We start from the raw sequence: 22644 nt of genomic DNA, 5'->3' as shown, positions 1-22644 counted from the left end.
GAAAAAACCGCGGTCAATGACTCGCAGGGTTGTTTTTGATACGAATCACATTGGCGGCGCTGGAGGCACCATCCAGCCAGAACGACAGCTTGGAATACTGTTCGAACAAGTCCGGCGGCAAAATCGTGGTGCGTGTCTCAAAGGCCACCTTGCGCTTGACCTTATGCAGCCCGGCCACGCCCAGGGCTTCATCGAAGGCCGGGGCGTCATAGGCGAGGTTGTCGAAGTCGTGCTCGAACCAGGGCTCGCCGATGAACTCGTAGACCAGGCGCAGTACACGCTCAGGCGCCTGGCTCAGCAGGTCGTAGTCTATAATCAGCAAAGAGTCGGCCTGTTCGCCGTAATAGGCTTCCTTGAGCGCCGCCCAGGCAAACCCCACCAGGCGATTACGCTGGGCCAAGGTTTCGACCCGGCTGTAGACGGTGTTGCGCTCACCGTCATCATTGAACAGCTTGGTGTTCTCGAAAGGATTGGCGCGGTACAGACGCTCGATGCTGTCCATGACCCAGGCGACATTGCGCACACAAGCGATGACCTTGGCCTGGGGAAACAAGTCGCGAATAGCCGGGAGACGAGCGGACCACTGCCGATTGGTGTCGAACACCACGGACTTGTCGACCTGGTCGGCGTAATAGGCGTCGAACAAACCGCCCAGCAGGCGGCGACGTACATCCGTGTTGATGACCGCGCCAAACTCACTGCCGGCACTGCACTGGCCAAGTACACCGGCAAACAGCGCACCGACAGGGCTGGTCATGCCCGCATGAAAACGCGGATTCTGTAAAAGAATGGCGGACAACAGGGTCGAACCCGAACGCGGCAACCCGGAAATGAAGTGAAAACGGCTCAATCCTTTCACCCTTACTGGCAGTCCTTTGTAGGACAAAGCGTAGCGTAAGAAATCATTTCAGACCAATATTACTTTGCCATCAACTGGTTTAATTCGGCATGAATGCCCTTTGTTTTCGGGGCTATGCGATATATCCGACGAATGACACCTATTGCGCCTCAGGGCCCCACACAGGTCAGATGACAAACCTCATATAAAACTGCCTGTGTATCACCCCCTGCATGCTGGTCAATGGCTCGCCAGTTCTTCGGAATCGAGGGGAATTCGTCAGGGGCTACCCGGCTCATCACCAGCCATACCCGGCCGTTGCCAATGGGAAGATCGTTCAAGTCGTCCAGATAAACCCCGGCGTCGGGCTCGATCAAGGTACCGAAGCCGTAGGCATTGGGCCGGGTTGACGCACCATTGGCCGCCGGCGGGGTGTAGAGACGGGGTGCGGTTGCGCTTTTATCGTAATAACCCCAGGTGAGGTACCAGAACATATCCCCCAGGACTACCTGGTCACCGGCCACGGTGTGCTGGTTCATATAGTCGACCATGTTGCTGAATTGATCATCGGGGTCGACCGTGTAGTTGTTCTTCAGCCCCACGACCGAAGCGCCCAGTACCACGGCCAGCAGCACCGCCGCCAAGGTTCTGTGGCGCAGGGCCAGGCGGTCGATGGCCAACGCCAGGACAATCGGCAAACCCAGGGCCGGCGCGGTCAAATAGCGGTCGATAAACACCGGCGAAATAAACGATATCGCAAACACCAGCAGCACCGGCAAGGTGCAATAGATCACTACCAGCGTGGCGAAGCGGTAGCGGCTGCGGTCGTTCCACAGCACATAACCGAGTACCGCCGTAACCACAGTCGGCAACGTGAGTAACAGCCACGCCGGCATGGTTTCTCCATCATCCAGCGCCAACAGCTGCCAGACCATCGACGGCAGTGAACGCCAGGTGACCGGCAACTCCCACCCCACATCGTTGCCGGCCTTCAGCTCGTCCATGTGCAGTACCAGGTCGATCAGCCCGGGCAGCCAGGGCGCAAACAGCAGCACAATCGCGACGTTGGCCAGCCACCAGTCGTGACGGCCGATAAAACGCTGGCGTGCACCAGGCACGGGCCCGAGCAGCGCCACATACAACCAGTGGGCAAGCACACACAAGGCCGCGAAATAATGGGTGTAGAACGCCGCCGTCATCAGCAACGCGTAGAGCACCAGGTAACGCGAACGCTGCGGCGCCTTCACCCAATACACCAGCGCGAGGGTCGCCCCCAACAGCCAGACACCCAGCAACGAGTACATGCGGATTTCCTGGCTGTAGCGCACCGCCGTGGGCAGCAGGGCCAGCAGCAGGCAGGCCAGCAACGTGGCCCGGCGCGTGGCGATCAGGTGCACCAGCCAGGTGCCGAGAAACACCGCGACCACCCCCGGCAATGCGCTGAGCAGGCGGAGCGACAGGATGGAGTCGCCAAACACCGCGATCCAGCCGTGCAGCAGCATGAAATACAGCGGCGGGTGCACATCGTGGGCCGCATGGAACCAGATGCCGGGCAACGCGTAATGGGCCAGCAAAAGGCTGGAGCCTTCATCGCCCCAGATCGCCGCCGCCGTCAACTCATAGCAGCGCACCCCCAGGGCCAGCGCCAGGAGCGGCAGTAACCAGGGTTCGCGAAGCAATTGGAAAAGAGAGCGTGCAGGTGGAACAGGCTGACAAGTGCTCATTGTTTCATCACGACTCGGAACGCCCATTACCACCCTCTGGAATCGACAGCAGCACCCGGCTGGGTGCTCGAACGCGCTGATTGTAGGCCGAAAGCAGGCCCAGCGGCCGGTGTAATCCCACCCCTACACCACAGCGAGGCCAAAAAGCGGACGAAGTGCGAACCCGCGTCTAGGCTGTGGGGCGGTGCGCCAGGTTTGCATCGCGCGGCGTATCTCATCCGACACTTGGCAGGAGAGGTTTTCATGGAAGTTTTTCTCGGTACGGTTCAGATGTTCGCTTTCAACTACGCCCCCCAGGGATGGGCCTATTGCAACGGCCAGTTGGTATCGATCGCGCAAAACAGCGCACTGTTTGCCTTGTTGGGCACGGTCTATGGCGGTGACGGCCAGAACACTTTTGCCCTACCCAACCTGCAAGGCCGTGCACCGATCCACATGGGCAATGGCGGCGGCCTGACGCCACGGGTCATCGGTGAAGTCGGCGGCACCGAAAAGTCGAGCATCCTGAGCGGCAACCTTCCGACCCAACTGATCCCCACCACCGGCCTGACGGTCACCACCACCATCAACCTGGCCAACGAACCCAGTGCCGCCGCCACCACACCAACCAGCACCAATGCCTACATCGGCGCCTCCAGCACGGGGGGCCCAGGCTCGGCGGCGATCTACTCCGACAAACCCGGCAGCGCACCCGTCGCCCTCAAAGGCGCCAGCAGCACCTTGGGCGGCAACCTGACGGTTCCAGGCGGCAACCAGCCGTTGCCAACAATGGCACCCTACCTCGCGCTGAATTTCAGCATCGCCCTGACAGGGATTTTCCCGCCCCGCCCGTAAACCGCTCCAACACCGGGGCAAACACCCCGGTGCCCGCCGCAACTATCGGAGACGCCCCATGCTGCAACAGGTCTGCAACGAACACTTCCAGCCCCTGATCAACCAGTCCTGCCCGCTGCAACTGCCCGATGGCCGAGTACTGCACGTGCACATCGAGGCCGTCGACCTGCGCCCGCAATCGCGCCTGCCGGACAACCCCCGCACGCCCTTCAACGTTACGCTGCGCAGCCTTGCGCCCACGGATTTCGTCGATGGGCTGTGCGCCCTTGCGTTACCGCAACTGGGCACCGTTGAAGCCATTTTTGTCTCACGGGAGCCGGCCATGGGCCGCGACCCGAACCTTGGCTATTTCAACATTGTGTTCAACTGAGCCCCGGGTACCACACCAGCCGCTCGGCCCCCGGCACGGATTCCTCGACGCGAAACCCCAGCGCCAGGTAATGCTGGCGCGCACCGGGGTTGCTGGCCCACACCACCGTCGCCACCGGACAGCGCACTTGGGCGGCGGCTTTTTGCACGCCTTGCAGCACTGCGCGGCCAAAACCCTGGCCGCGCGCAGCGGGGACAAATGCCAGGTAGAGCACGCGCACTTCATTCGCACCGAAGTCCGCCGTCAACACGCCGATCGGGGTGTCGAGTTTCTCCACCACGTAGTGCATCGCTCCCGGAAAACGCTCGGCGATCCCCTGTTCCTGAACCTGATACTGCTGGGCGACAATCTGCTCGATCACTTCGGGGTCGGCATCGACCCACTGCAACTCCGGCCGTGCGCTGCGGTACAGGTTGTGCAAAAACGGCGCATCGGTGGGCCGTGAAGGGCGCATGGATAAACCTGCGCACGACGAACTGTCCAGCATTGATCATCTCCTTGGATCAAAAACCACTTTCGCGTACACCCAACGCCGCCATGCGCCGCCAGGCCGTCCCCAGCAATGATTCACTGCGCCCCTGCAAAACCACCACACCGCGCAGTGGATGGGGGGGCGCCGGCGCGTCGTCGAGCAGTTTCAGGCGCGCGCCATACTGCGCCTGCACCGGCTCCGGTCGACGGCTCTCGTCACGGCGTACGGCAATCGGCCCGTGCTGGTCCGAAGTCAGGGCTTCCTGGTCGAGGACGGCCACGCCGTTGGCATCCACGTCCAACAGTTCCACCGGCCACGCCGGGCGCATCGGGTCGTCGGCGATAAACCGCCCGCTGGCACCCGGCGCCACGCGCCACAGGTCCGCCTCAGCCAGGTAACCGCGCAGGCGTGTGCCGCCTTCGACAATGCGCGCCAGCGGGTCGCGGGTCGACACCCAGCGGCCTGCCACCAACTGCGGCATCAGGTCACGCACCTGCCCAGCCTCGGGCGCGCGCAGCAGCAGGCGCTCACGCCGGGCCTGCAAGCCGCGGTATTCGGCGACGGCTTCGGCCAGGCGTTGCTCCAGAATGCCGACATCTGCCGCCGTTTCGCTGCGTCCGGCCTGGCGGCGCATCTGTAATTGCAGGATGTCGATTTCGCGGCGCACGATCAGCAGCCGCGAATCAATGTCCGGCGACTCCAGTTCCACCAGCACCGCGCCCCGCTCCACGGTTTGGCCATCGACCACATTCACCTGCTTGACCCGCGACGCCACCGGTGCATGCAACGCCGTGACCCGCGCCGCCTCAAGCATCGCCGGCACCTCCACGCTGCTGCGCCACGGCACCGCCACCAGCAACAACAGCGCCAGCAGCCCCAGGCCCGTCACCAGCACACGCGGGGTATGCGCCTGCTCGCGCCGGCTCCACCATTCACGACCTTCCTTGAGAATCGGCAGGACAATAAACCAACCCAACTCCACCACCATCAGAAAGATCCCCAGCAGCTTGAAGAACAAGTGGTAGACCGCCAGCGCGATCCCGAAAAACAATGCGGCGCGCCATAGCCACGACAAATAGCCCCACCACAACAGGCGCCGGCGCATGGCGGGCGACCACGCCTCCGGCGCGGGTTCGCCGTAGCCGAACAAGGCCTCGCGCAGACGCCAGCGACACAGGGCGAAGGCGCGTCCTTGCAGGTTGTCGACCTCCCATAGATCGCTGATCAGAAAATAACCATCAAAACGCATGAATGGGTTGAGGTTGACCACCAGCGTGGTGATCCACGTCGCGCTGGCGAGCATGAATGCGGCGGTGCGCGCCGGCCCGTCCGGCAGCAACGACCAGGCCAGCAAGGCGATGCAGGCCAGCAGCAATTCGGCCATGACCCCACCGGCACCGATCAGCAGCCTCGCCTTGCGATCGTTGACCCGCCAGGCATCACTCACATCGGTGTAGAACAACGGCAACAGCACCATGAACGCCACGCCCATGCTCTGCACCCGACACCCCGCGCGCTTGGCCATGAACGCATGGCCGAATTCATGGCACAGCTTGGCGAAGAACAACGCCACACCAAACGCGAGGGCACCGCCGAGGCTGAACAGATGGGGAAAGGTCGCCAGGAACCGCTCCCAGTCACGGGACACCAGAAACACACCGAGCCCGAGCGTCGCCGGCAACCCGTAGCGCAACAAGCGCGGGCCAAATCGCTGCAGCCACGGCCAGGCACGATTGAGGAAGGCGTCGGGGCGCCACAGGGGAATGCGGAAAAACAGGTATTGGTGCAACGCTTTTTGCCACAGACTCTGGCGTGATGCGGCGGACTTCAAGACGTAGCTGGCGCGCTGCTGCGGGTCCAGCGCGGCGATCAGGTCATGGGCGCGCAGAAACGCCAGCAACTCTTCGAGCTCTGTCTCACCCAACTTCAAGCCCGGCTCGCGGTTAGCCGCGTGCAGCACTTGGGCCGCATCCCCCAGCGCCCAATGACGCAGCAGGCGCATGGCCTGGGCGCCCAACTTGAAGTAGCGGCCGCGCAGCGGGTCGGCCAGGGTCCAGCGTGGCGAGCCGTCCAGGGCCGGGGCAGCAGCGGTCAGCTGCAGGTCTTCGCGCAGGCCGGGCAACCCCATTAAAGGCCCACGCTTTGGCGCAGCCCGGCCAAGGGGCGACGCAGCAGGTACAGGGCCAACGGCGCGCGCTGGCCAAACAGCTTGGCGGTACCGCGCAGGCCGATGCGCGGTGGGGGCGATTCGTTGAAGGCTGCGTCGACCCGATAGGCCAACTGCCCGGACGGCGTCGGCTGCGCTTCATAGGCGACGCGCTCGACCCGAGCGGCATAGCGTTGCAGCGGGTCACTGTCGAGAAATAGCGCCACCTCGGCGTCCGTCGCCAGGGCGATGGCGTCACCCACAGCCAACTCGATGCGCAGTTCGGCCTGAGCAGGGTCGGCAATATCCATCAGCCGCTCGCCGGTCTGGATCGGCTTGCCGGTCCAGCGCTCGGCATCGGCGAACACTGCGATGCCATCGCGCTCAGCGCGCACTTCGCTGCGCTTGAGCAACTGTTCGGCATAGTTGCGTTCGGCGCGCTTTTGCTCGACGCGGGCGGCGAGCAAATCGATTTTCGAATTGGACTCGGCATCGGCGAACGCCCGTTGCGCGCTGGCCTTCAATTCGGCTTCCGCCACCCCCAGCGCACGCTGGGCCACATCGGCCTGGGCCTTGAGGGTGGTGCTTTCAAAGCGCACCAGCAGATCGCCACTTTTCACCGCCTGGTTGGGCTTGACCAGAAACTCGGCAATCACCCCATCCAGCGGTGCAGCGACCACCCGCCCCCCCAGCGGCACCACTTGCGCCGGTGCCAGCACTGACTGACGCACCGGAATCAACAGCCCCAGCACGACCGCCGCCGCCAGCAGTAACTGGCGCTTGCGGTTAAACCGCAGGCGCCACGGGCGTCGGGGCTGCAAGGCCAGCCAGGCGTGGCTATAGGTATCGCCCAATTGCGCAAGCAACACCTGCTCCGGTGGGCTCCAGGGCGTATCGCGAGCCAGCCAGACGCCGCCGAACACCTCGCCGTGATGATCGAGCAATGGCAGCCAGAACACGTGGGGCGCCGACAGGCTTTGCCAGTCCTCACGCACTGCCGTACTGAAAGCCTCTATCGGCAGCACGGTCGCAGGTGCAGACCGCCCCTGCTTGAACGCTTCGGCTACGGCATGCTCGACAAACGCCACAAACGGCGCATTCGGCTCGACCATGCTCACCCCGGTCACCGCACGCACTTTGCCGGCGATCAACAGCGCAGCATGGCGAAAGCCGAACAGCGCCTGCCCATCGTTCACCAGGCTGTAGGCCAGTTGATCAAGAGTGCGAGCGGCGCGGGTAAGGCGTTCAAGATCAAGGAACTGGGCAAAGAAACGCTCGGCGCTACCCGTCATGGGCGCATTCACTTAAGTGCCTCGAAATGCGCGGTGCCACTCATGCCGGCCAGCAAACCCTCGGCCTTGGGCATGCTCGCTACCAGCAGCAGCGTCTGGCTGCCTTCATCAATGCGCGCACCGAGGCGTTTGACCGTGGCGCTGAACGCTTGGCCGGTTTCGTCGGGGGTGAAACTGAAGGTCTGCCCGGGCTTGAGCTTGCCCATCCAGCGCGACGGCACCAGCAGGTGGATTTCCAGACTGCGGTTATCGACGATTTCCAGCAGCGGCGCACCGGCCGACACGCTTTCATAGCGCTGGACCTTGCGCTGCACCACCTGGCCGTCATACGGCGCCAGCACGCTGCAGCGCTTGACCTGCACCTGGTAGACCTGGGACTGGGCCTGGGTTTCGGTGAGTTTGGCTTCGGCGCGGGCCACTTCGAAACGCCCGACGGAATTCAGTGCAGCCAATTGCTTGTTATGGGCCAGCTCTTCACCGGCACCTCGGCTGGCCGCCGATGCGGCGTTGAGCTGGGCCTGGTAGGCCGAACAATCAAAACGCGCCAGGGTGTCGCCCTTCTTGAAGGATTCGCCTTCGCTGAACGGCAGGTCGACGATGCGCCCGGATAATTCGCTGGCCAGCATCGCCTGGTCGCGGGCACGCAATACGCCGCGCGCCTCACTGTCGTTGCTGACGTTCGCCGCAGGCGGATGATCCAGTAATGGGTCGTCAGCCATTACCATCGGCGCCGCAGCCATCAGGCAGGAAAAACTCAATATCCATCCATGCCACTGCTTCATACACAAAGTTCTCCCTAACGATGAGCGCAGTCTAGGGCAGCAAGATTAAATTGCCACTACCCTCAATCGGACAAATCTACGATTTGTGTAGGGCTTCACCGACGCGATTGTCAGATCAAGCTATGATTGCCGCCCTCCAAGGACCCAGGATCAAGGACACGTCATGCGCATCGGTTTTCTCTCCCCCCTGGCACTGGCCCTGCTGGCCGGTATTTCCCAGCAGGCCCAGGCCAGTTCCGACGATTCGTGCTACCCCGATTGGCGTGTCTCGCGTGACAGCCTCGACCCTTGCAACAACGTGCCGTTCCTGAGCCCGGGCAATGACAGCCGGGCCAACCTGCGCCTGTTGCTGGCGGACAAAAAGGCCGCGCCGTTGGCGCCCAAGGTGTTGAGCGAAGATGACCTGGCCCAGGGTTTCGGCCCGGTGCCGTTCCCGGTGTATCGCCTGGCCGCTGCCTCCAGTGCAGAGACCGAGCCCGACTCGGACGATTCGCCTACCGCTGAGCTGGACACCCTGCTGACGCCCCTGGGCATCAAGCGCGAGGCGTACAAAACCGCCGGCGAAGCCTTCCTCAATGGCGAAGGCAGCCGCTGCCGCAGCAACGACGATGACAGCGCCACGGCGTTTATCCGCCAAGTGGTCAAGGCCGACATGCCGGCGGCCGAGCGCGCGCTGCTGGCGAAGGCGCGGCTGCAACTGCTCACCACCTGCACCTGGGATGGCCCGGTGATCGCCGAGGCGCAGCAGATCCAGTCAGCCGACGGCCAACTGTTTCGCACCTACCTGCAAGCCGCCGCCGATTTCTACAGCGGCCGCTTCGCCGAGGCCGCGCAAGGCTTTGCTGGCGTCGGCAGTGCACAGTCGCCGTGGCTGAAGGAAACCGCGCTGTACATGACCGCCCGCACAGCGCTCAACCAGGCCCAGGCCGACACTTATGACGAAGATGGCGTACCGCACCTGGACCGTGTGGATAAGCCCGCATTGGCCACGGCCGAGCAGGGTTTCAAGGCCTACCTGAAAACTTATCCACAGGGCGAATATGCGGCTTCGGCCCACGGCCTGCTGCGCCGGGTGTACTGGCTGGCCGACGACAACACCCAGCTCGCCGACGCGTTCGCCTGGGCACTGACGGCCACCGACGAGCAGCGCAACGTGTCTGAGGATGAGCTGGTAGAAGAAGCTGACCTCAAGCTGTTGATGGTCAACAGCGATACGGTCAAGACCCCGATGATCCAGCTCGTCAGCGACCTGATGGTGATGCGCGGCGGCAACCAGCCGGCCCTCAGCCGCGCAGACCTCGAGAAGCAAAAAGCCGCGTTCGCCAGCGAGCCGGAGCTCTATGAGTACTTGCTGGCCGTGTGTGCGCTGTACATCGAGCATCAACCGGATGCTGCCCTGAAGCAGTTGCCGCAAAACGTGCCGGCAAGCCTCAACTACTTCGCCTTCAGCCAACAGACCCTGCGCGCACTGGCCCTGGAAGCCAAGCAGGACTGGAAAGGCGCCGAAGCGCTGTGGCTGCAACTGTTGCCGCTGGCAAAACTGCCGCTGCAACGCGACCAGCTGGAATTGGCCCTGGCCATGAACTACGAGCGCAGCGGCCAGTTGGCCAAGGTATTCGCCGCCGATTCGCCGATCAGTGCCAAGCAGGTGCGCTACATCCTGCTGCGCAACGTTGCCGGGCCTGAACTGCTGCGCCAACAGATCGCCCAGGCCAGCGATCCGCTGGAACGCCAGACCGCGCAATTCGTGCTGCTCTACAAAGACTTGCTGCGCGGCCAGTTCGCCACCTTCGCCGAGGACCTCAAGCAACTGCCGGCCCAGGCCCCCGAGGACAAACTGGGCACCAGTCTGGGTTATGTCTACAGCGCCAGCCAGACGCTTAAGCTGTTCCAGTGGAACGGCGACAAGGCCGAATCCGGCTACGCCTGCCCGAGCATCGCGCAAACCGCAGCGACCTTGCAGACCGACGCGAAGAACCCCCAGGCCCTGAACTGCTTCGGCGAATTTATCCTGCGCAACGGCCTGGACGGCATGCCCCTGGAGCAGGCCCGCGCCGCCGGCAGCCTGGGCAGCACCGCCTCGGACTTCAAGGGTGAAACCTTCTCGCGGCTCGACGGTTACCAACAGGTCATCGGCAACGCCAAGGCGCCGAAAAACGACAAGGCCTACGCCTTGTTCCGCGCTATCAACTGCTACGCGCCGGCCGGCTACAACAGCTGCGGCGGCAAGGACGTCGAACCTGCCGTGCGCAAAGCCTGGTTCCGCCAACTGAAAAGTGGTTTCGCCGACACCCAGTGGGGCAAATCGCTGCAGTACTACTGGTGAAACACCTGTGGCTGGGCATGCTGTTGCTGGCAAGCCCGGCATTCGGTGCCGTCGATGCCCGCGACTACGACGCCTTCTGGCTGTGGAGCGGCGTCACGCCACAGCCGGTACTCAAGCAGGCCAAGACCCTGTACATCCTCCAGGGCCAGATCAACGCCACCCGCCGCGCGCCCCAGCGCGGTGTGCAACTGATCGCCCAAGGCATCAGCGTACCGCGCCTCACCCGCGGCGACGTCTGGGTGGTCTACCGCGCCCACACCCTGCACTGGCCCGAACAGGTCTACACCCAACTGCTCGGCCAGGTACAACGCTGGCGCGACGCAGGCAACCCGGTGGTCGGCATCCAGATCGACTTCGACGCCCGCACCCAATACCTGCACGAATACGCCGACTTCCTGCGCGACCTGCGCCAGCGCCTGCCGGCCGATCTGAAACTGAGCATCACCGGCCTGATGGACTGGAGCAGCAACGCCGACCCCACCGCCATCAGCCAGCTCAAAGGCGTGGTGGATGAGGTGGTGGTGCAGACCTATCAGGGCCGCCAGAGCATCCCGGATTACGCGGCGTATCTGCCACGGATGAACCGGATGGGGCTGCCGTTCAAGATCGGTTTGATTCAGGGTGGAGAGTGGGAGGAGCCGGGGTATTTGCAGGGGAGTGAGTGGTTTCGGGGGTATGTGGTGTTTTTACGCAATCCTTGATGGATGCTTGCTCGCGAAAACCTGAGATTGCCGCGAGCATTCAGAAAGACCCGCGTCATCGTTAACGTTTTTCGCGAGCAAGCTCGCTCCTACATTGGAAGGTGGTTACCAGTCATAGGTCAGGCTGGACACCACCGTACGCCCTTCCCCGTAGTAACAATCCAGGTCGCTGGTGCACTGCGAGACATAGGTCTTGTTGGTGAGGTTCTGCACGTTCATCGCCAGTTTCACGCCCTTGAGCTTGAGCGGCGAGGCGCCCAGGTCGTAGTTCAGGCTGGCGTCGTAGACGCTGTACGACGGCACGCTGAACGCGCCTTCGTAATAGTCGCCCAGGCTTTGGCGCGCGTAGCGTACGCCCAGGCCGGCACCGAGGCCGGCGAGCGGGGTGTCGCCCAGTACGGTGTAGTTGACCCACATCGACGCCGTGAGCGGCGAGATACCAGCGGGGTGGCGGCCTTGGCGACCTTCTTCGTCCTTGGTGTACTTGATGTCGTTGCGCGCAGCCGAAGCGATGATCTCCCAGGCGTCGCTGAGGGCGGCCTTGGCTTCCAGCTCTACGCCGCGGGAACGCATGGCGCCGCTCTGAGTACTGAAGGTGTCGTTGGGGTTGGTGGTGAGCACGTTTTCCTGGTCGAGCTGGTAGACCGCGACCTGCACGAAACTCTTCTGGCCCGGCGGCTGGTACTTCATGCCCACTTCGTATTGCTTGCCGGTGGAGGGGTCGAACGGTTTGCGCTGGGCGTCGGTGCCGGTCAGCGGCAGGAACGATTCGGAATAGCTGACAAAAGGCGCCAGGCCGTTATCGAACAGGTACACCAGGCCCGCACGGCCGGTGAAGGCCTCGTCCTTGCTGGCAAAGCGGGTGCCTTGCAGCGGCTCCTTGTTCACCACGCTGGCCCAGTCATAACGCCCACCGAGCACCAGGGCCCACTTATCCAGTTTGATCTGGTCCTGCACATACAGGCCGGTCTGGCTCAGGGTGCGGTCCCAGCGGTACGGTTGGCCGAAATTCAGGCGCTGGCCGTAGACCGGCTTGAACAGGTCGATCACTGGCGGGTTGCGGTCATACAGGCCATGGAACAGCGAGCCGGAGTGGTAGTAATCCAGGCCGACGATCACCGTATGGGACAGCGCACCGGTGTCGAATTCGGCCTGGGCGATGCTGTCCACGCCAAACACTTTGTTGTTCTGCGCCCAGTCCACGCCGAAGCGCTGCAGGTAGCGTTGGTCCTGCACACCGGTGGCCGGGTTGGCGACGAAGCGGTAGCCGTGCAGCGGTGCGGTGTAGCGGTCGTCCACTTCGGCGTAGCGCGCGTTCTGCTTGAGGGTCCAGGTATCGTTGAGGCGATGGGAAATCTCGTAGCCCAGCACGTACTGCTCGCGGTTGTACTGGTTGACGCCGGGCTCGCCGATAAACACATCGCGCTTGATCTTGCCGTTGGGGTTGGCCCACAAGGTGCCGGACGCCGGCAACCCTTGGGCCTCGGGCACGCCCTTGTCCTTCTGGTATTGGGCGAACAGCGTCACACGGGTGTCGTCGTTGGGGCGCCAGGTGAGGCTGGGGGCAATGAACTGGCGTTTGTTCTCGACGTAGTTGATCTCGTCCTGTCCGTCGTTGGCCAGGCCGGTGAGGCGGTAGAGGAATTGCCCCTGTTCATCCAGCGGGCCGCTGAGGTCGATGGCCGCACTCTTGTGCTCGTAGGTGCCCGCTTCCAGCACCACCTGGTGCACCGGGGTTTCGCTGGGGCGCTTGCTGACCATATTGACGATACCGCCCGGCTGGTTCTGCCCGTACAGCACTGAGGCCGGGCCCTTGAGCACTTCGATGCGCTCCAGGGAGTAGGGCTCGATCTGCAGCGCTCCACCCGTGCTGCCGCCGCCGTAGGGCAGGTGCAAACCGTCAAGGTACAAGGGCGTGGGGGTGAAGCCGCGCGAGGTGGGTTCGTCGAACAACTTGACCCGGTCGGCAAAGCCACCGGCGGTCATGCCTGGGGTGTAGAGCAACGCCTGGGTGACGCTCTGGGCGCCGCGAGCCTTGATCTCGGCGGCGGTGATCACGTTGATGGTCTGGGGGATTTCCACCAATGCCGAATCGGTCTTGCTGCCGGACGCACTGCGCGTGGCGACAAGGCCGTCCACCGGGCCCCAGGCGCTTTCCTCGGCCTGCTGGGCGCTGATCTGAGTCGCGCCGAGCTGCAACGGCCCGGCGGATGGCATCGCCTGCAACGACCAACCGCCCTGGGCCTGCACCGCCACCAGGCCGCTGCCCGCCAGCAGCCGCTCCAGACCGGACCCGACGCCATAACTTCCCTGCAGGCCTGTGGTGCGCTTGCCTTGGGTAAGGGAGGCATCGACCGACAACAAGATGCCCGACGCGCTAGCGAACTGGTTCAAGGCCTGATCGAGACTGCCCGCCGGAATGTTGTAGGCACGCAGCGCTTCGGTGCTGTCTTCGGCATGCACCTGGGTCGGCAGCAGCGGCACCGTCGCCAGCAGGCTGACAAACAGGCCACGGCGCAAGGCGCGGGCCAAGGGTTGGATTGGGTGGTGCGGCATTGCAGGACTCCCCGTGAGAACGCTTCTTGATTGGCTTTCAAGAGGTATCCCGAACGGGGCGCGCAAACCGACAAGCATCGATAAAAAAATTTTCAGGCCCGTGCCTTGATGGTCACCCAGTAGCGCGTCACCGACTGCACCTGCACCGGTAGCGAACGCTCCAGGGCCGCGAGGATCGCGTCGGTATCGTTCAACGGGAACACCCCCGTCAGCAGCAGGCCAGACACCGCCTGATCACAACGCAACAGGCCTGGACGATAGCGGCTCAGTTGCGCGACAAACTCGCCCAATGGCTGGCGCTCGGCGATCAGCCGATGCGCGGTCCAACTGCTGGCATTGGCACTTACCGCAGGCAACGCCGAGCTTTGGCGCGAGTTGAACCACAGGCTGTCGCCGGCATTCATCTGCACCGCCGGGCCCTGCAACGGGGTGACCCGCACGCGGCCTTCATACAGGTCGACGCGGCTGCCATCGGGCAGTTCGCACACGGCAAAACGGGTGCCCAGCGCCTGCACGTCACCGGCCGGGGTTTCGACGATCAAAGGGCGCACCGGGTCGTGATCGCTGGTCAACAGGATCTCGCCACGGATCAGGCGAATGCGCCGCTCGCTGGCGCTGAAACGCAGGTCCACTGCACTGTCGCTGTTGAGGTCCAGGCGCGTGCCGTCGCTGAGGGTCATGTGGCGAATCTCGCCGGTGGTGGTGCGGTAGTCGGCAAAGGCTGCCTGCCAGGGTTCGCTGCGCTGCACCAGGTAGCCGCTGCCACCCGCCACCAGCAGCAGGCCGAGCAGTTTCAACGCGGCGCGGCGCTGGGTGTCCGGGGTGTCGCGCAACACCGCACGGGCGCTGTCCACGGGCACGCTGCCAAGGGTTTGTTGCAGGTGCTGCAGACGTTGCCAGGCGCGACGGTGTTCCGGATCCGCCGCCTGCCATTGCACAAACGCCAGGCGTTGCTCGTCTTGCAGCTCGCCACTCCAGTGCAGCATCAGCCATTCGCTGGCTTGCTCGACAATGGCCGGGGCGATGGGGGCGTCGGGCCTCATTCTGCGTACGCCACCTGGTAGCAGGCGACGATCGCGCGGGTCATGTACTTCTGCACCGAACTGACCGTGACGCCCAGGCGCTCGGCGATCTGCGCGTAGCTCAGGCCTTCGAACTGCGAGAGCAGGAACGCGCGGCGTACGTTGTCGGGCATGCGGTCGAGCATGGCGTCGATCTGCATCAGGGTTTCGAGGATCAGCGCACGGGTTTCCAAGCTCGGCGACTCGGGCTCGGGCAGGTGCGCGATGCTTTCCAGGTAGGCGCGCTCGATACGCAGGCGGCGCCATTGGTCGATCACCAGGTTGCGCGCGATCTGCACCAGGTAGCTGCGGCTTTCCTTGTCACCGGGGTAGCGACCGGAGACCAGCAGGCGCAGGAAGGTGTCCTGCGCCACATCGGCGGCGTGTTCGCGGTCGCCCAGGCGCTTGCGCAGCCAGCCTTGCAGCCAGCCGTGATGGTCGCGGTACAGGAGGTGAAGCTGTTGCTGGCCGTCAGTCGCGGTGTCCATGAAAAGCTCAGATGCATTATTGAGAGCAATTATCATTACACCTTGTTTCGCGGCTGGCAAAACTCTTTGTGGTTCAGCGCTCGGCGGTTTGCAGCGGATACACCGATTCCCACCCCCCGCCCAACGCCTTGTACAGGCCGACCATGGCCAACGACACGCCGGTGGAACTCTCCACCCACTGCTCCTGCGTGGCCAGCAGCGCGCTCTGCACGGTGAGCACGTTGACGAAATCCACCACGCCTTCAACGTATTGGTGCTGCGCGGTGGTCAGGGCGATCTGGTTCTGGCGCACGGCTTCGGCGAGGCTGTCGCGACGCAGTTGGCTGGCGTTGTAGCGGGTCAGTTGGTCGTCGATTTCATGCCAGGCTCGCAGCACGGTGTGCTGGTAGGCCAGGGCCGCTTCCTGTTGCTGGGCTTCGCGCAGGTCCAGCATGCCTTGCAGGCGGCCGCCGTTGAACAGTGGCAGGCTCACTTGCGGGCCGAAGGCAAACGCGCGGGAGCCCCAGGAGCCGAAATCCGACAGTTGCATGGCCTGGGAACCGAGGCTGCCGGACAAGGTGATGCGCGGGTAAAAATCGCCCTTGGCCACGCCGATGCTGGCGGTGGCGGCGTGCAGGCGCGCCTCGGCCTGGCGGATGTCGGGGCGGCGTTCGGCGAGTTCCGACGGCAGGCCAATGGCGACCTGGCGTTGGGTCTGCGGTACGGCGGCGTCCTTGGACAATTGCGCGTGCAGGGCCTGGGGTGGCTCGCCCATCAACAGGCTGAGGGCGTTGATCAACTGGTCCTGGCGTTGCTGCAGATCCGGCAGGCGCGCTTCGATGGCGGCGACCTGGGCGGCGGCTTCGGCGACGTCCAAGTCGGTGGCCACGCCGTCAGCCAGGCGCAGTTGCGAGAGCTTGAGGCTGTGGCGGGCGACGTCGAGGTTTTGCTCGGTCACCGCGCGGGTGTTCTGTACGCCACGCAGCTGGATGTAGTCCTGGGCGGTCTCGGCCAGCACCGATAACAACACGGCGCGGCGGTCGTTTTCCGCCACTTGCAGGGTGGCGTCGGCGGCTTCGGTTTCGCGTTTGACCCGCCCCCAGAAGTCCAGCTCCCAGGACGCCGAGAAGCCCGCGTCCCACTGGTTGAACGCGGAACGCCCGTTTTCGCCGGAGGGGTCGTTCAAGCCTTTGCCGCTGTTGCGTTTACGCTGGTAGGCGCCCGTGGCGTCGACAGTGGGATAACGCTCGGCGGTGGTCACCTGGCGCACCGCGCGGCTTTGTTGCAGGCGGCTGCTGGCCAGTTTCAGGTCGAGGTTATCGGTCAGCGCGCGGCGCGTGAGGGCCGACAGTTGCTCGTCGTGGAACACGTCCCACCAGCGCTCTTGCAGCGGATCACTCACTGCTCGGCTGGCGGCTTGTCGCCCTTGAGGTTCGCTCCACCGCGTAGCTTGCGGCGTGTGCGGGCGCTGAAAGTCCGGGCCGACGGTGCAGGCGCTCAGGCTGATAACGCTCAGGGTGAGCCAGGCAAGGTGTCTCATTGCTGGGCCACCTCACGCTGCGGCGCGACCGGCTGGGTGTCGACGCTGGCCTCGACCGACATGCCGACCCGCAGGCGCTCGGTCAGCGGTTGGTTGGGTTCGAGGACGATCTTCACCGGGATACGCTGCACCACCTTGGTGAAGTTGCCGGTCGCGTTGTCCGGCTTGACCGATGCGAAGGTCACACCCGTGGCGGGTGCGAGGCTCTCCAGGTGGCCGTTGAGCAACTCCCCGTCGAGGCTGTCGACCCGCACCTGCACGGCCTGGCCGGCGTGCATATGGGACAGCTGGGTTTCCTGGAAGTTGGCGACCACGTAGGCCTCGGCCAACGGCACCACCGCGAGGATCTTGCTGCCTGGGGTCACATAGGCACCGACCCGCACCGCGCGCTCACCAACCATGCCATCCACCGGCGCGACGATGCGCGTGTAGGACAGCTGATAGCTGGCCATTTCCAACGCGGCCTGGGCACGCTTGAGTCCACCTTCGGCGGCATCGCGCTGGGCCGTGAGGATTTCCACCTGCTTGCGCTCGGCCGCCAACACCGCCGTGGCGTTAGCCAGGCGCGCGTTGGCCTGGTCGATGCGGGTCTTGGCTTGCTGGGCGTTCTGCACGGTACCCGCACCCACGCCGGCGAGGTGGTTGTAGCGGTTCAGTTCATGTTCGGCGAAGGCCACTTCGGCGCGGTCTGCCGCCACGGTGGCCTGGGCCTGGGCGATCACCGAGGTTTGGCGCTCCAGGGTCGCGGTGGCGTTTTTCAGCTGGGCCTGGGCGACCAGGGTGTCGGCGTCGGCAGCCTGGGCGGCGGCGCGAAAATCGCGGTCGTCAATCAGCGCCAGCAGTTGCCCGGCCTTGACGCGCTGGTTGTCTTCCACCAGCACTTCCTTGATAAAGCCCGCCACACGTGGCGCCACCAGGGTGAAATCGGCGGCGACGAAGGCGTCGTTGGTAGCCTGGCGCTTGTTGCCCAACAGGCCGGGCGCGACCAGGTACACCAGCACCCCGACAGCAAACACGGCGATAACGGAGACGGCGATTTTGTCTTTGCGTTTCATGGGAAGTCCTTGTGGCTAGGTCGGTGCGCGAGGCGGAAAAATCCGCGTGGGCATCCAGAAAATCAGCAGGATCAACGCCACCGCTACAGCGGCCATGACGTAATAAAGATCCGAAGAAGTCAGCACCACGGCCTGCTCGTGCAGGCGGTGGGCCAGGCCCGGCGCATCGCCGTCGGCCAGGGGCGAGTTACCCAGGCGGTCCACCAGCATGGTCGAGTGAAAGTGCAGGCGCTGGGTGGTCAGCGCATCCAGCACGCCGGTGGCAATCACGGCGGCCAGGCCTTTGACGGTGTTGAACCAGGCCGAAGCGAACGGCCCATCCGCCGGTTGAATGCTGCCGGTGGAGAGCATCAGCAGCGGCAACACCGCCATGGGCTGCCCGAAGATTTGCAGCAGGTACAGGCCGTAGAAATCATCGCGAATCCACGCCGAGGTCAGGTGCGCGCTGCCCACGCAACACAGCACCAACATCCCCAGCCCGATCCCCAAAACCCAGCGGCAATCGACCCAGCGCAGGTTGCACAACGCCGCCACCAGCGGCAGCGCGATCAATTGCGGCAGCGCCATCAGCAGCATCACCGGCGCGGTTTGCAATGGGCGATAACCCTGGACCTGGGCGAGGAAACTCGAGGGGATGATGATCACCGAGGTCAGCACCATCAGCACGCCTGCCAGCACGATCAGGGCAAACGCCAGGTTGCGCAGGCCTAGCATCTGCAATTTGAAAAACGGCATCGGGTGCGACCATTCATTGAGCATGAACAGCACCAGCAGCACACTGCCGCCGCATAGCAGGAAGGTGATCAGGCCCGACTCGAACCAGTCCAGGCGATTGCCCTGCAGAATGCCGATCACCAGCATGCAGATCGCCGGAAACCCGAGTAGCAGGCCGCGCCAATTGAATTGCTTGAAGCGCTCCAGGCGCAGCGGGTCTTGCGGCAAACCGTAGGCCACGGCGGCCATGGCCAACAGACACGGCCCGACGATCTGCCAGAACGCCCACTGCCAGCCGACATACTCGGTCCACAGCGCAGCCAATGGCGTGCCGAGGCTCGGCCCGAAGGTGGCGGTGAGTGCATAGCCGGCCAGGCCATACAGCTTGACGTTGGCCGGCAGGAAGCGCAGCGCCACGGTCATCAGCATCGGCGGCAAGGCACCGCCCGCCAGGCCCTGGACGGTACGCAGCAGCAGCAGGCTTTGGTAGTTCGGCGCAAACGGGCACAGGATCCCGAGCACGGTGAACAGGCCAATGGCGCACAGGGTGAAGCGCCGCAGGGAAAACGTCACCGAACACCAGGGCGCGAAGGCCATTGCCGACACGGAGGTGGCCGTGTACGCGGCCACCAGCCAGGTGCCTTCGTCAAAGCCGATGTACAGCGCGCCGCGAATATCCGCGAGGGCCACCTTGGTGACCATCTCGTTGAGGCCGGACACCAGCACCGCGAGCAACACGCCGACCAGGCCGATGATGATGCGCGGGCCAAATACAGGCGGGGTGATGGCGGTGGGTCTGGCTGCGGCCGCAAGGGTGGGGGCAGCGAGGGAAGTCATGAACAGGCAGCTCGGAATTAGAAATACCCGAGCAGTTTAATCAGGCACATCCATGACAAAAAGTTACATGTTGGCAGGGTATAAGTGCGCCAGGCGCAATCCTGGATTCACTATAGAACCCTTGTGGGAGGGGGCTTGCTCCCGATTGCTGTGTGCCAGACCCAGATTTTCTATCTAATCCACCGCAATCGGGAGCAAGCCCCCTCCCACATTTTTACCGTGCATGGCTTGTAGATCAGGTGGGTTGGGCTTCCAGCCAGGTGGCGTGGCAACTTTCGCGCATGGTTTCGCGCAGCCACTTATGAGCCGGGTCTTTGTCGAAGCGCGGGTGCCAGGATTGAGCCAATACCAACGTCGGCAGCGAGATCGGCAGCGCAAACGCGCGCAGTGGCAGCTTCAAGCGGTTGGCGCTCAACAGGGCTTCCTTGGGCACCGGCAGAATCAGGTCGGAATCGGGCAACATGAACATCGCACCGTGAAACCCCGGGGCGATCATCGCCACCCGCCGCTCCAGGCCCTGGGCATTCAACGCGGTGTCGATCGGCCCACGGGCGATGCCACGCCGCGAGATACTGATATGGGAATAGCTGGCGAAGCGCGCGGCGGTGATCTCGTCGTCAAACAATGGATGGTCCTCCCGCGCGAGGCCCACGAAGGTGGTGGAAAACAGGTTCTGCACCTTCACTTCCGGAGTGACCGGCATGGTGTTACTCACGCGCAGGTCCAGCCGCCCTTCGCGCAGGGCTTCATCATCGGTGTCGCCTTCAGGCACGAAACACAGCTCGCACAGGGGCGCCATGCGCTCCATTGTGTCGAACAGCCGACCGCCATACACACCGATGAAAAAGTCATTGGCGCGCACGCTGAAGCGACGGCGCAGGGTGCTCAGGTCAACCTGATCCGCCGAGCGAAACAACAGCGCGGCCTGCTCCACCACGTTGCGCACCTGGCCTTGCAGCTGCAAGGCCTTGGGCGTCGGCACCAGGCCGCGACCGGCGCGCACCAGGATCGGGTCGCCTACCGCTTCGCGAATACGTGTGAGGGTACGGCTCATGGCTGCCGGGCTGAGGTTCATCCGCCGCGCGGCGCCCACTACGCTGCCCTCGTCGAGCAGGGCGTCGAGGGCGACCAACAGGTTCATGTCGGGTAGTTGCATGCCAAGCACTCGTGATCAGTCGGGAGTGAGCTGGCCGCAATCGTAGCAGGCTGGGTGCATCAGCGCTGCATGCCCCACCGTTTCACGGTGAGCCGCTCGAAGGTGTCGAACACCAGGTTTTCCACCAGCAGGCCGATCAGGATCACCACCGCCAACCCGGCGAATACCTTGTCGGTGTACAGCTCGTTGCGGTTCTGGAAGATGTACCAGCCCAGGCCGCCCTTGCCGCTGGTCGCACCGAATACCAGCTCGGCGGCGATCAGGGTGCGCCAGGCGAAGGCCCAGCCGATTTTCAGCCCGGCGAGGATCGACGGCAGTGCCGCCGGGATCAGGATGAACAACACGAAACGCATGCCCTTGAGGCCATAGTTGCGACCGGCCATGCGCAGGGTTTCGGACACGCCGAGAAACCCGGAATAGGTGTTGAGCGCCAGCGCCCACAACACCGAATGCACCAGCACGAAAATCAGGCTGTTCTGGCCCAGGCCGAACCACAGCAGCGCCAGCGGCAATAAGGCGATGGCCGGCAGCGGGTTGAACATCGAGGTCAGGGTGCTCAGCAGGTCACGACCCAGTTGCGTCGACACCGCGAGGGTGGTCAGGGCAAACGCCAGCACGATACCGATCAGGTAGCCCTTGATCAGTACCACCAGCGAGATGCTCACCTTGCCCAGCAGTTCGCCACTGAGCAGGCCGTCATAGAGCGCGTGAAAGGTCTGCAGGAAACTCGGCAGCAGCAGGTCGTTGTTCTGGTAGCGCGCGACGGCTTCCCAAAGGATCGCGAGCACGATCAGGATCAGGCCCTTGCGCAGCCAGCCTTGCTGCCACAGGCGTTGGCGCAGGGGCAATTCGCGCTCCACGGGGACGCTGAGCAGCGGCTCAAGGTTGATTTCGTATTCCTGGCGCATTGGGTTGTCCCCTTAGTAAGCGATGCGGATGTCGGCGAAACCCAACTCACGTTCGGCCTCGGGCGCTTCATCGAACAACAGGCGATGAATCCGCCGCGCCGACGCCTGAAACTCCACGCCACCGAGGCTGTGCAGGTCGTATTGATGGCTGTGGATTTCCGCGCGCACACGCCCCGGATGCGGCGACAGCAACAGGATGCGATTGCCCACCACCAGCGCTTCTTCAATGGAGTGGGTGACGAACAGCAGGGTGAAGCGCACCTCTTCCCAGAGCAGCAGCAATTCTTCCTGCATCTTGCGCCGGGTCAGGGCGTCGAGGGCGGCGAAGGGTTCGTCCATCAGCAGGATTTTCGGCTGCATGGCCAGGGCGCGGGCGATGGCCACGCGGGCTTTCATACCGCCGGACAGCGTGTGCGGGTAAGCGTCGGCAAAGGCGCTGAGGCCGACTTTGTCGAGGTAGTGCAGCGCCCGTTCTTCGGCTTCGCGCCGCGGTAAGGTCTTCGACGCCAGCAGCGGAAACATCACGTTCTGCTTGACGGTTTTCCACGGCGGCAGCTGGTCGAATTCCTGGAACACCACGATGCGGTCCGGGCCCGGCTGTTCGACCTTTTGCCCCAGCAGGCGGATCTCGCCTTCGCAGGGCTTGATAAACCCGGCAATGGACTTTAGCAGCGTGGATTTGCCGCAACCCGAGGGGCCGAGCAACACGTAGCGATCAGCCGGGTCGATTTCGAAACTGACCTGGTGAGTGGCGCGCACCACGCGCTCGGGGGTGCGGTATTCCAGGCTGACGTTATCCACTGCCAGCAATGGCAAGGGGGTGTGCAGGTTGCTGGCCGTGTGGCCTTGCAAGGGCGCGTTCATC

The 22644-nt window shown here is 63.8% G+C and carries 19 protein-coding genes; 4 read left to right on the top strand and 15 right to left on the bottom strand.

What is annotated here, in order from left to right; translation table 11 throughout:
- Positions 1-13 precede the first annotated feature (13 nt).
- Positions 14-859, bottom strand: coding sequence for a sulfotransferase (locus BB029_RS23740; protein ID WP_083236473.1), 846 nt, complete (start codon positions 857-859; stop codon positions 14-16).
- A 149-nt stretch (positions 860-1008) separates the two neighbouring features.
- On the bottom strand, positions 1009-2589 hold the full coding sequence (locus BB029_RS23735) for a glycosyltransferase family 39 protein (RefSeq protein ID WP_065941010.1): 1581 nt from the start codon (positions 2587-2589) through the stop codon (positions 1009-1011).
- A gap of 216 nt (positions 2590-2805) precedes the next feature.
- Between BB029_RS23735 and BB029_RS23730 the strand changes: the two genes are divergently transcribed.
- Together BB029_RS23730 and BB029_RS23725 are read left to right on the top strand one after the other, a co-directional pair.
- Positions 2806-3396 (top strand): phage tail protein, encoded by a 591-nt coding sequence (locus BB029_RS23730; protein ID WP_065941009.1) that lies wholly within the window; start codon positions 2806-2808, stop codon positions 3394-3396.
- A 58-nt stretch (positions 3397-3454) separates the two neighbouring features.
- Positions 3455-3766 carry a hypothetical protein gene (locus BB029_RS23725; RefSeq protein WP_065941008.1) on the top strand — a complete coding sequence of 104 codons (312 nt, stop codon included), beginning with the start codon at positions 3455-3457 and terminating at the stop codon, positions 3764-3766.
- On the opposite strand, the gene BB029_RS23720 is transcribed toward BB029_RS23725, so the two are convergent.
- The 4 genes from BB029_RS23720 to BB029_RS23705 are packed head-to-tail and all read right to left on the bottom strand — an operon-like array spanning position 3759 to position 8416.
- Positions 3759-4253, bottom strand: coding sequence for a GNAT family N-acetyltransferase (locus tag BB029_RS23720; protein WP_065941007.1), 495 nt, complete (start codon positions 4251-4253; stop codon positions 3759-3761). The genes BB029_RS23725 and BB029_RS23720 overlap by 8 nt on opposite strands.
- A 16-nt stretch (positions 4254-4269) precedes the next feature.
- Positions 4270-6366, bottom strand: coding sequence for an efflux RND transporter periplasmic adaptor subunit (locus BB029_RS23715; protein WP_065941006.1), 2097 nt, complete (start codon positions 6364-6366; stop codon positions 4270-4272).
- The gene (locus BB029_RS23710; protein ID WP_065941005.1) at positions 6366-7688 is read right to left on the bottom strand and encodes an efflux RND transporter periplasmic adaptor subunit; all 1323 of its coding nucleotides are present in this window, start codon (positions 7686-7688) and stop codon (positions 6366-6368) included. The genes BB029_RS23715 and BB029_RS23710 overlap by 1 nt, the downstream gene beginning before the upstream one ends.
- On the bottom strand, positions 7685-8416 hold the full coding sequence (locus tag BB029_RS23705) for an efflux RND transporter periplasmic adaptor subunit (RefSeq protein ID WP_371914634.1): 732 nt from the start codon (positions 8414-8416) through the stop codon (positions 7685-7687). The genes BB029_RS23710 and BB029_RS23705 overlap by 4 nt, the downstream gene beginning before the upstream one ends.
- 205 nt (positions 8417-8621) lie before the next feature.
- Between BB029_RS23705 and BB029_RS23700 the strand changes: the two genes are divergently transcribed.
- Together BB029_RS23700 and BB029_RS23695 are read left to right on the top strand one after the other, a co-directional pair.
- Complete coding sequence (locus BB029_RS23700; protein ID WP_065941003.1) at positions 8622-10784, top strand: outer membrane assembly lipoprotein YfiO; 2163 nt, start codon at positions 8622-8624, stop codon at positions 10782-10784.
- Positions 10781-11485, top strand: a complete 705-nt coding sequence (locus tag BB029_RS23695) for a DUF3142 domain-containing protein (protein ID WP_065941002.1) — start codon at positions 10781-10783, stop codon at positions 11483-11485. The genes BB029_RS23700 and BB029_RS23695 overlap by 4 nt, the downstream gene beginning before the upstream one ends.
- A 105-nt stretch (positions 11486-11590) precedes the next feature.
- On the opposite strand, the gene BB029_RS23690 is transcribed toward BB029_RS23695, so the two are convergent.
- The 9 genes from BB029_RS23690 to BB029_RS23650 all read right to left on the bottom strand — a co-directional run bounded on the left by BB029_RS23690 (position 11591) and on the right by BB029_RS23650 (position 22643).
- Positions 11591-14041, bottom strand: a complete 2451-nt coding sequence (locus BB029_RS23690; protein WP_065941001.1) for a TonB-dependent siderophore receptor — start codon at positions 14039-14041, stop codon at positions 11591-11593.
- Between the two features lie 92 nt (positions 14042-14133).
- Positions 14134-15084: a FecR domain-containing protein gene (locus BB029_RS23685; RefSeq protein ID WP_065941000.1), complete on the bottom strand. Its 951-nt coding sequence runs from the start codon at positions 15082-15084 to the stop codon at positions 14134-14136.
- Entirely contained in the window at positions 15081-15590 is a 510-nt protein-coding gene (locus BB029_RS23680) for a sigma-70 family RNA polymerase sigma factor (RefSeq protein ID WP_027608065.1), read from the bottom strand. Before BB029_RS23680 ends, BB029_RS23685 begins: the two co-directional genes overlap by 4 nt.
- 73 nt (positions 15591-15663) lie before the next feature.
- Positions 15664-17109, bottom strand: a complete 1446-nt coding sequence (locus tag BB029_RS23675) for an efflux transporter outer membrane subunit (RefSeq protein WP_065940999.1) — start codon at positions 17107-17109, stop codon at positions 15664-15666.
- Complete coding sequence (locus BB029_RS23670; RefSeq protein ID WP_065940998.1) at positions 17106-18164, bottom strand: HlyD family secretion protein; 1059 nt, start codon at positions 18162-18164, stop codon at positions 17106-17108. The genes BB029_RS23675 and BB029_RS23670 overlap by 4 nt, the downstream gene beginning before the upstream one ends.
- A 15-nt stretch (positions 18165-18179) precedes the next feature.
- Positions 18180-19715, bottom strand: coding sequence for an MFS transporter (locus BB029_RS23665; RefSeq protein ID WP_065940997.1), 1536 nt, complete (start codon positions 19713-19715; stop codon positions 18180-18182).
- Between the two features lie 235 nt (positions 19716-19950).
- Entirely contained in the window at positions 19951-20871 is a 921-nt protein-coding gene (locus BB029_RS23660; protein WP_027608061.1) for a LysR family transcriptional regulator, read from the bottom strand.
- A gap of 59 nt (positions 20872-20930) precedes the next feature.
- Positions 20931-21779: an ABC transporter permease gene (locus tag BB029_RS23655; RefSeq protein ID WP_065940996.1), complete on the bottom strand. Its 849-nt coding sequence runs from the start codon at positions 21777-21779 to the stop codon at positions 20931-20933.
- A gap of 12 nt (positions 21780-21791) precedes the next feature.
- Positions 21792-22643, bottom strand: a complete 852-nt coding sequence (locus tag BB029_RS23650) for an ABC transporter ATP-binding protein (protein ID WP_065940995.1) — start codon at positions 22641-22643, stop codon at positions 21792-21794.
- Position 22644 lies beyond the last annotated feature (1 nt).

The organism is Pseudomonas sp. S3E12, from assembly GCF_001702295.1.
Classification (GTDB): domain Bacteria; phylum Pseudomonadota; class Gammaproteobacteria; order Pseudomonadales; family Pseudomonadaceae; genus Aquipseudomonas; species Aquipseudomonas marginalis.
The sequence above is the reverse complement of the archived record's forward strand: the minus strand, read 5'-3'. Positions and strand labels throughout refer to the sequence as shown.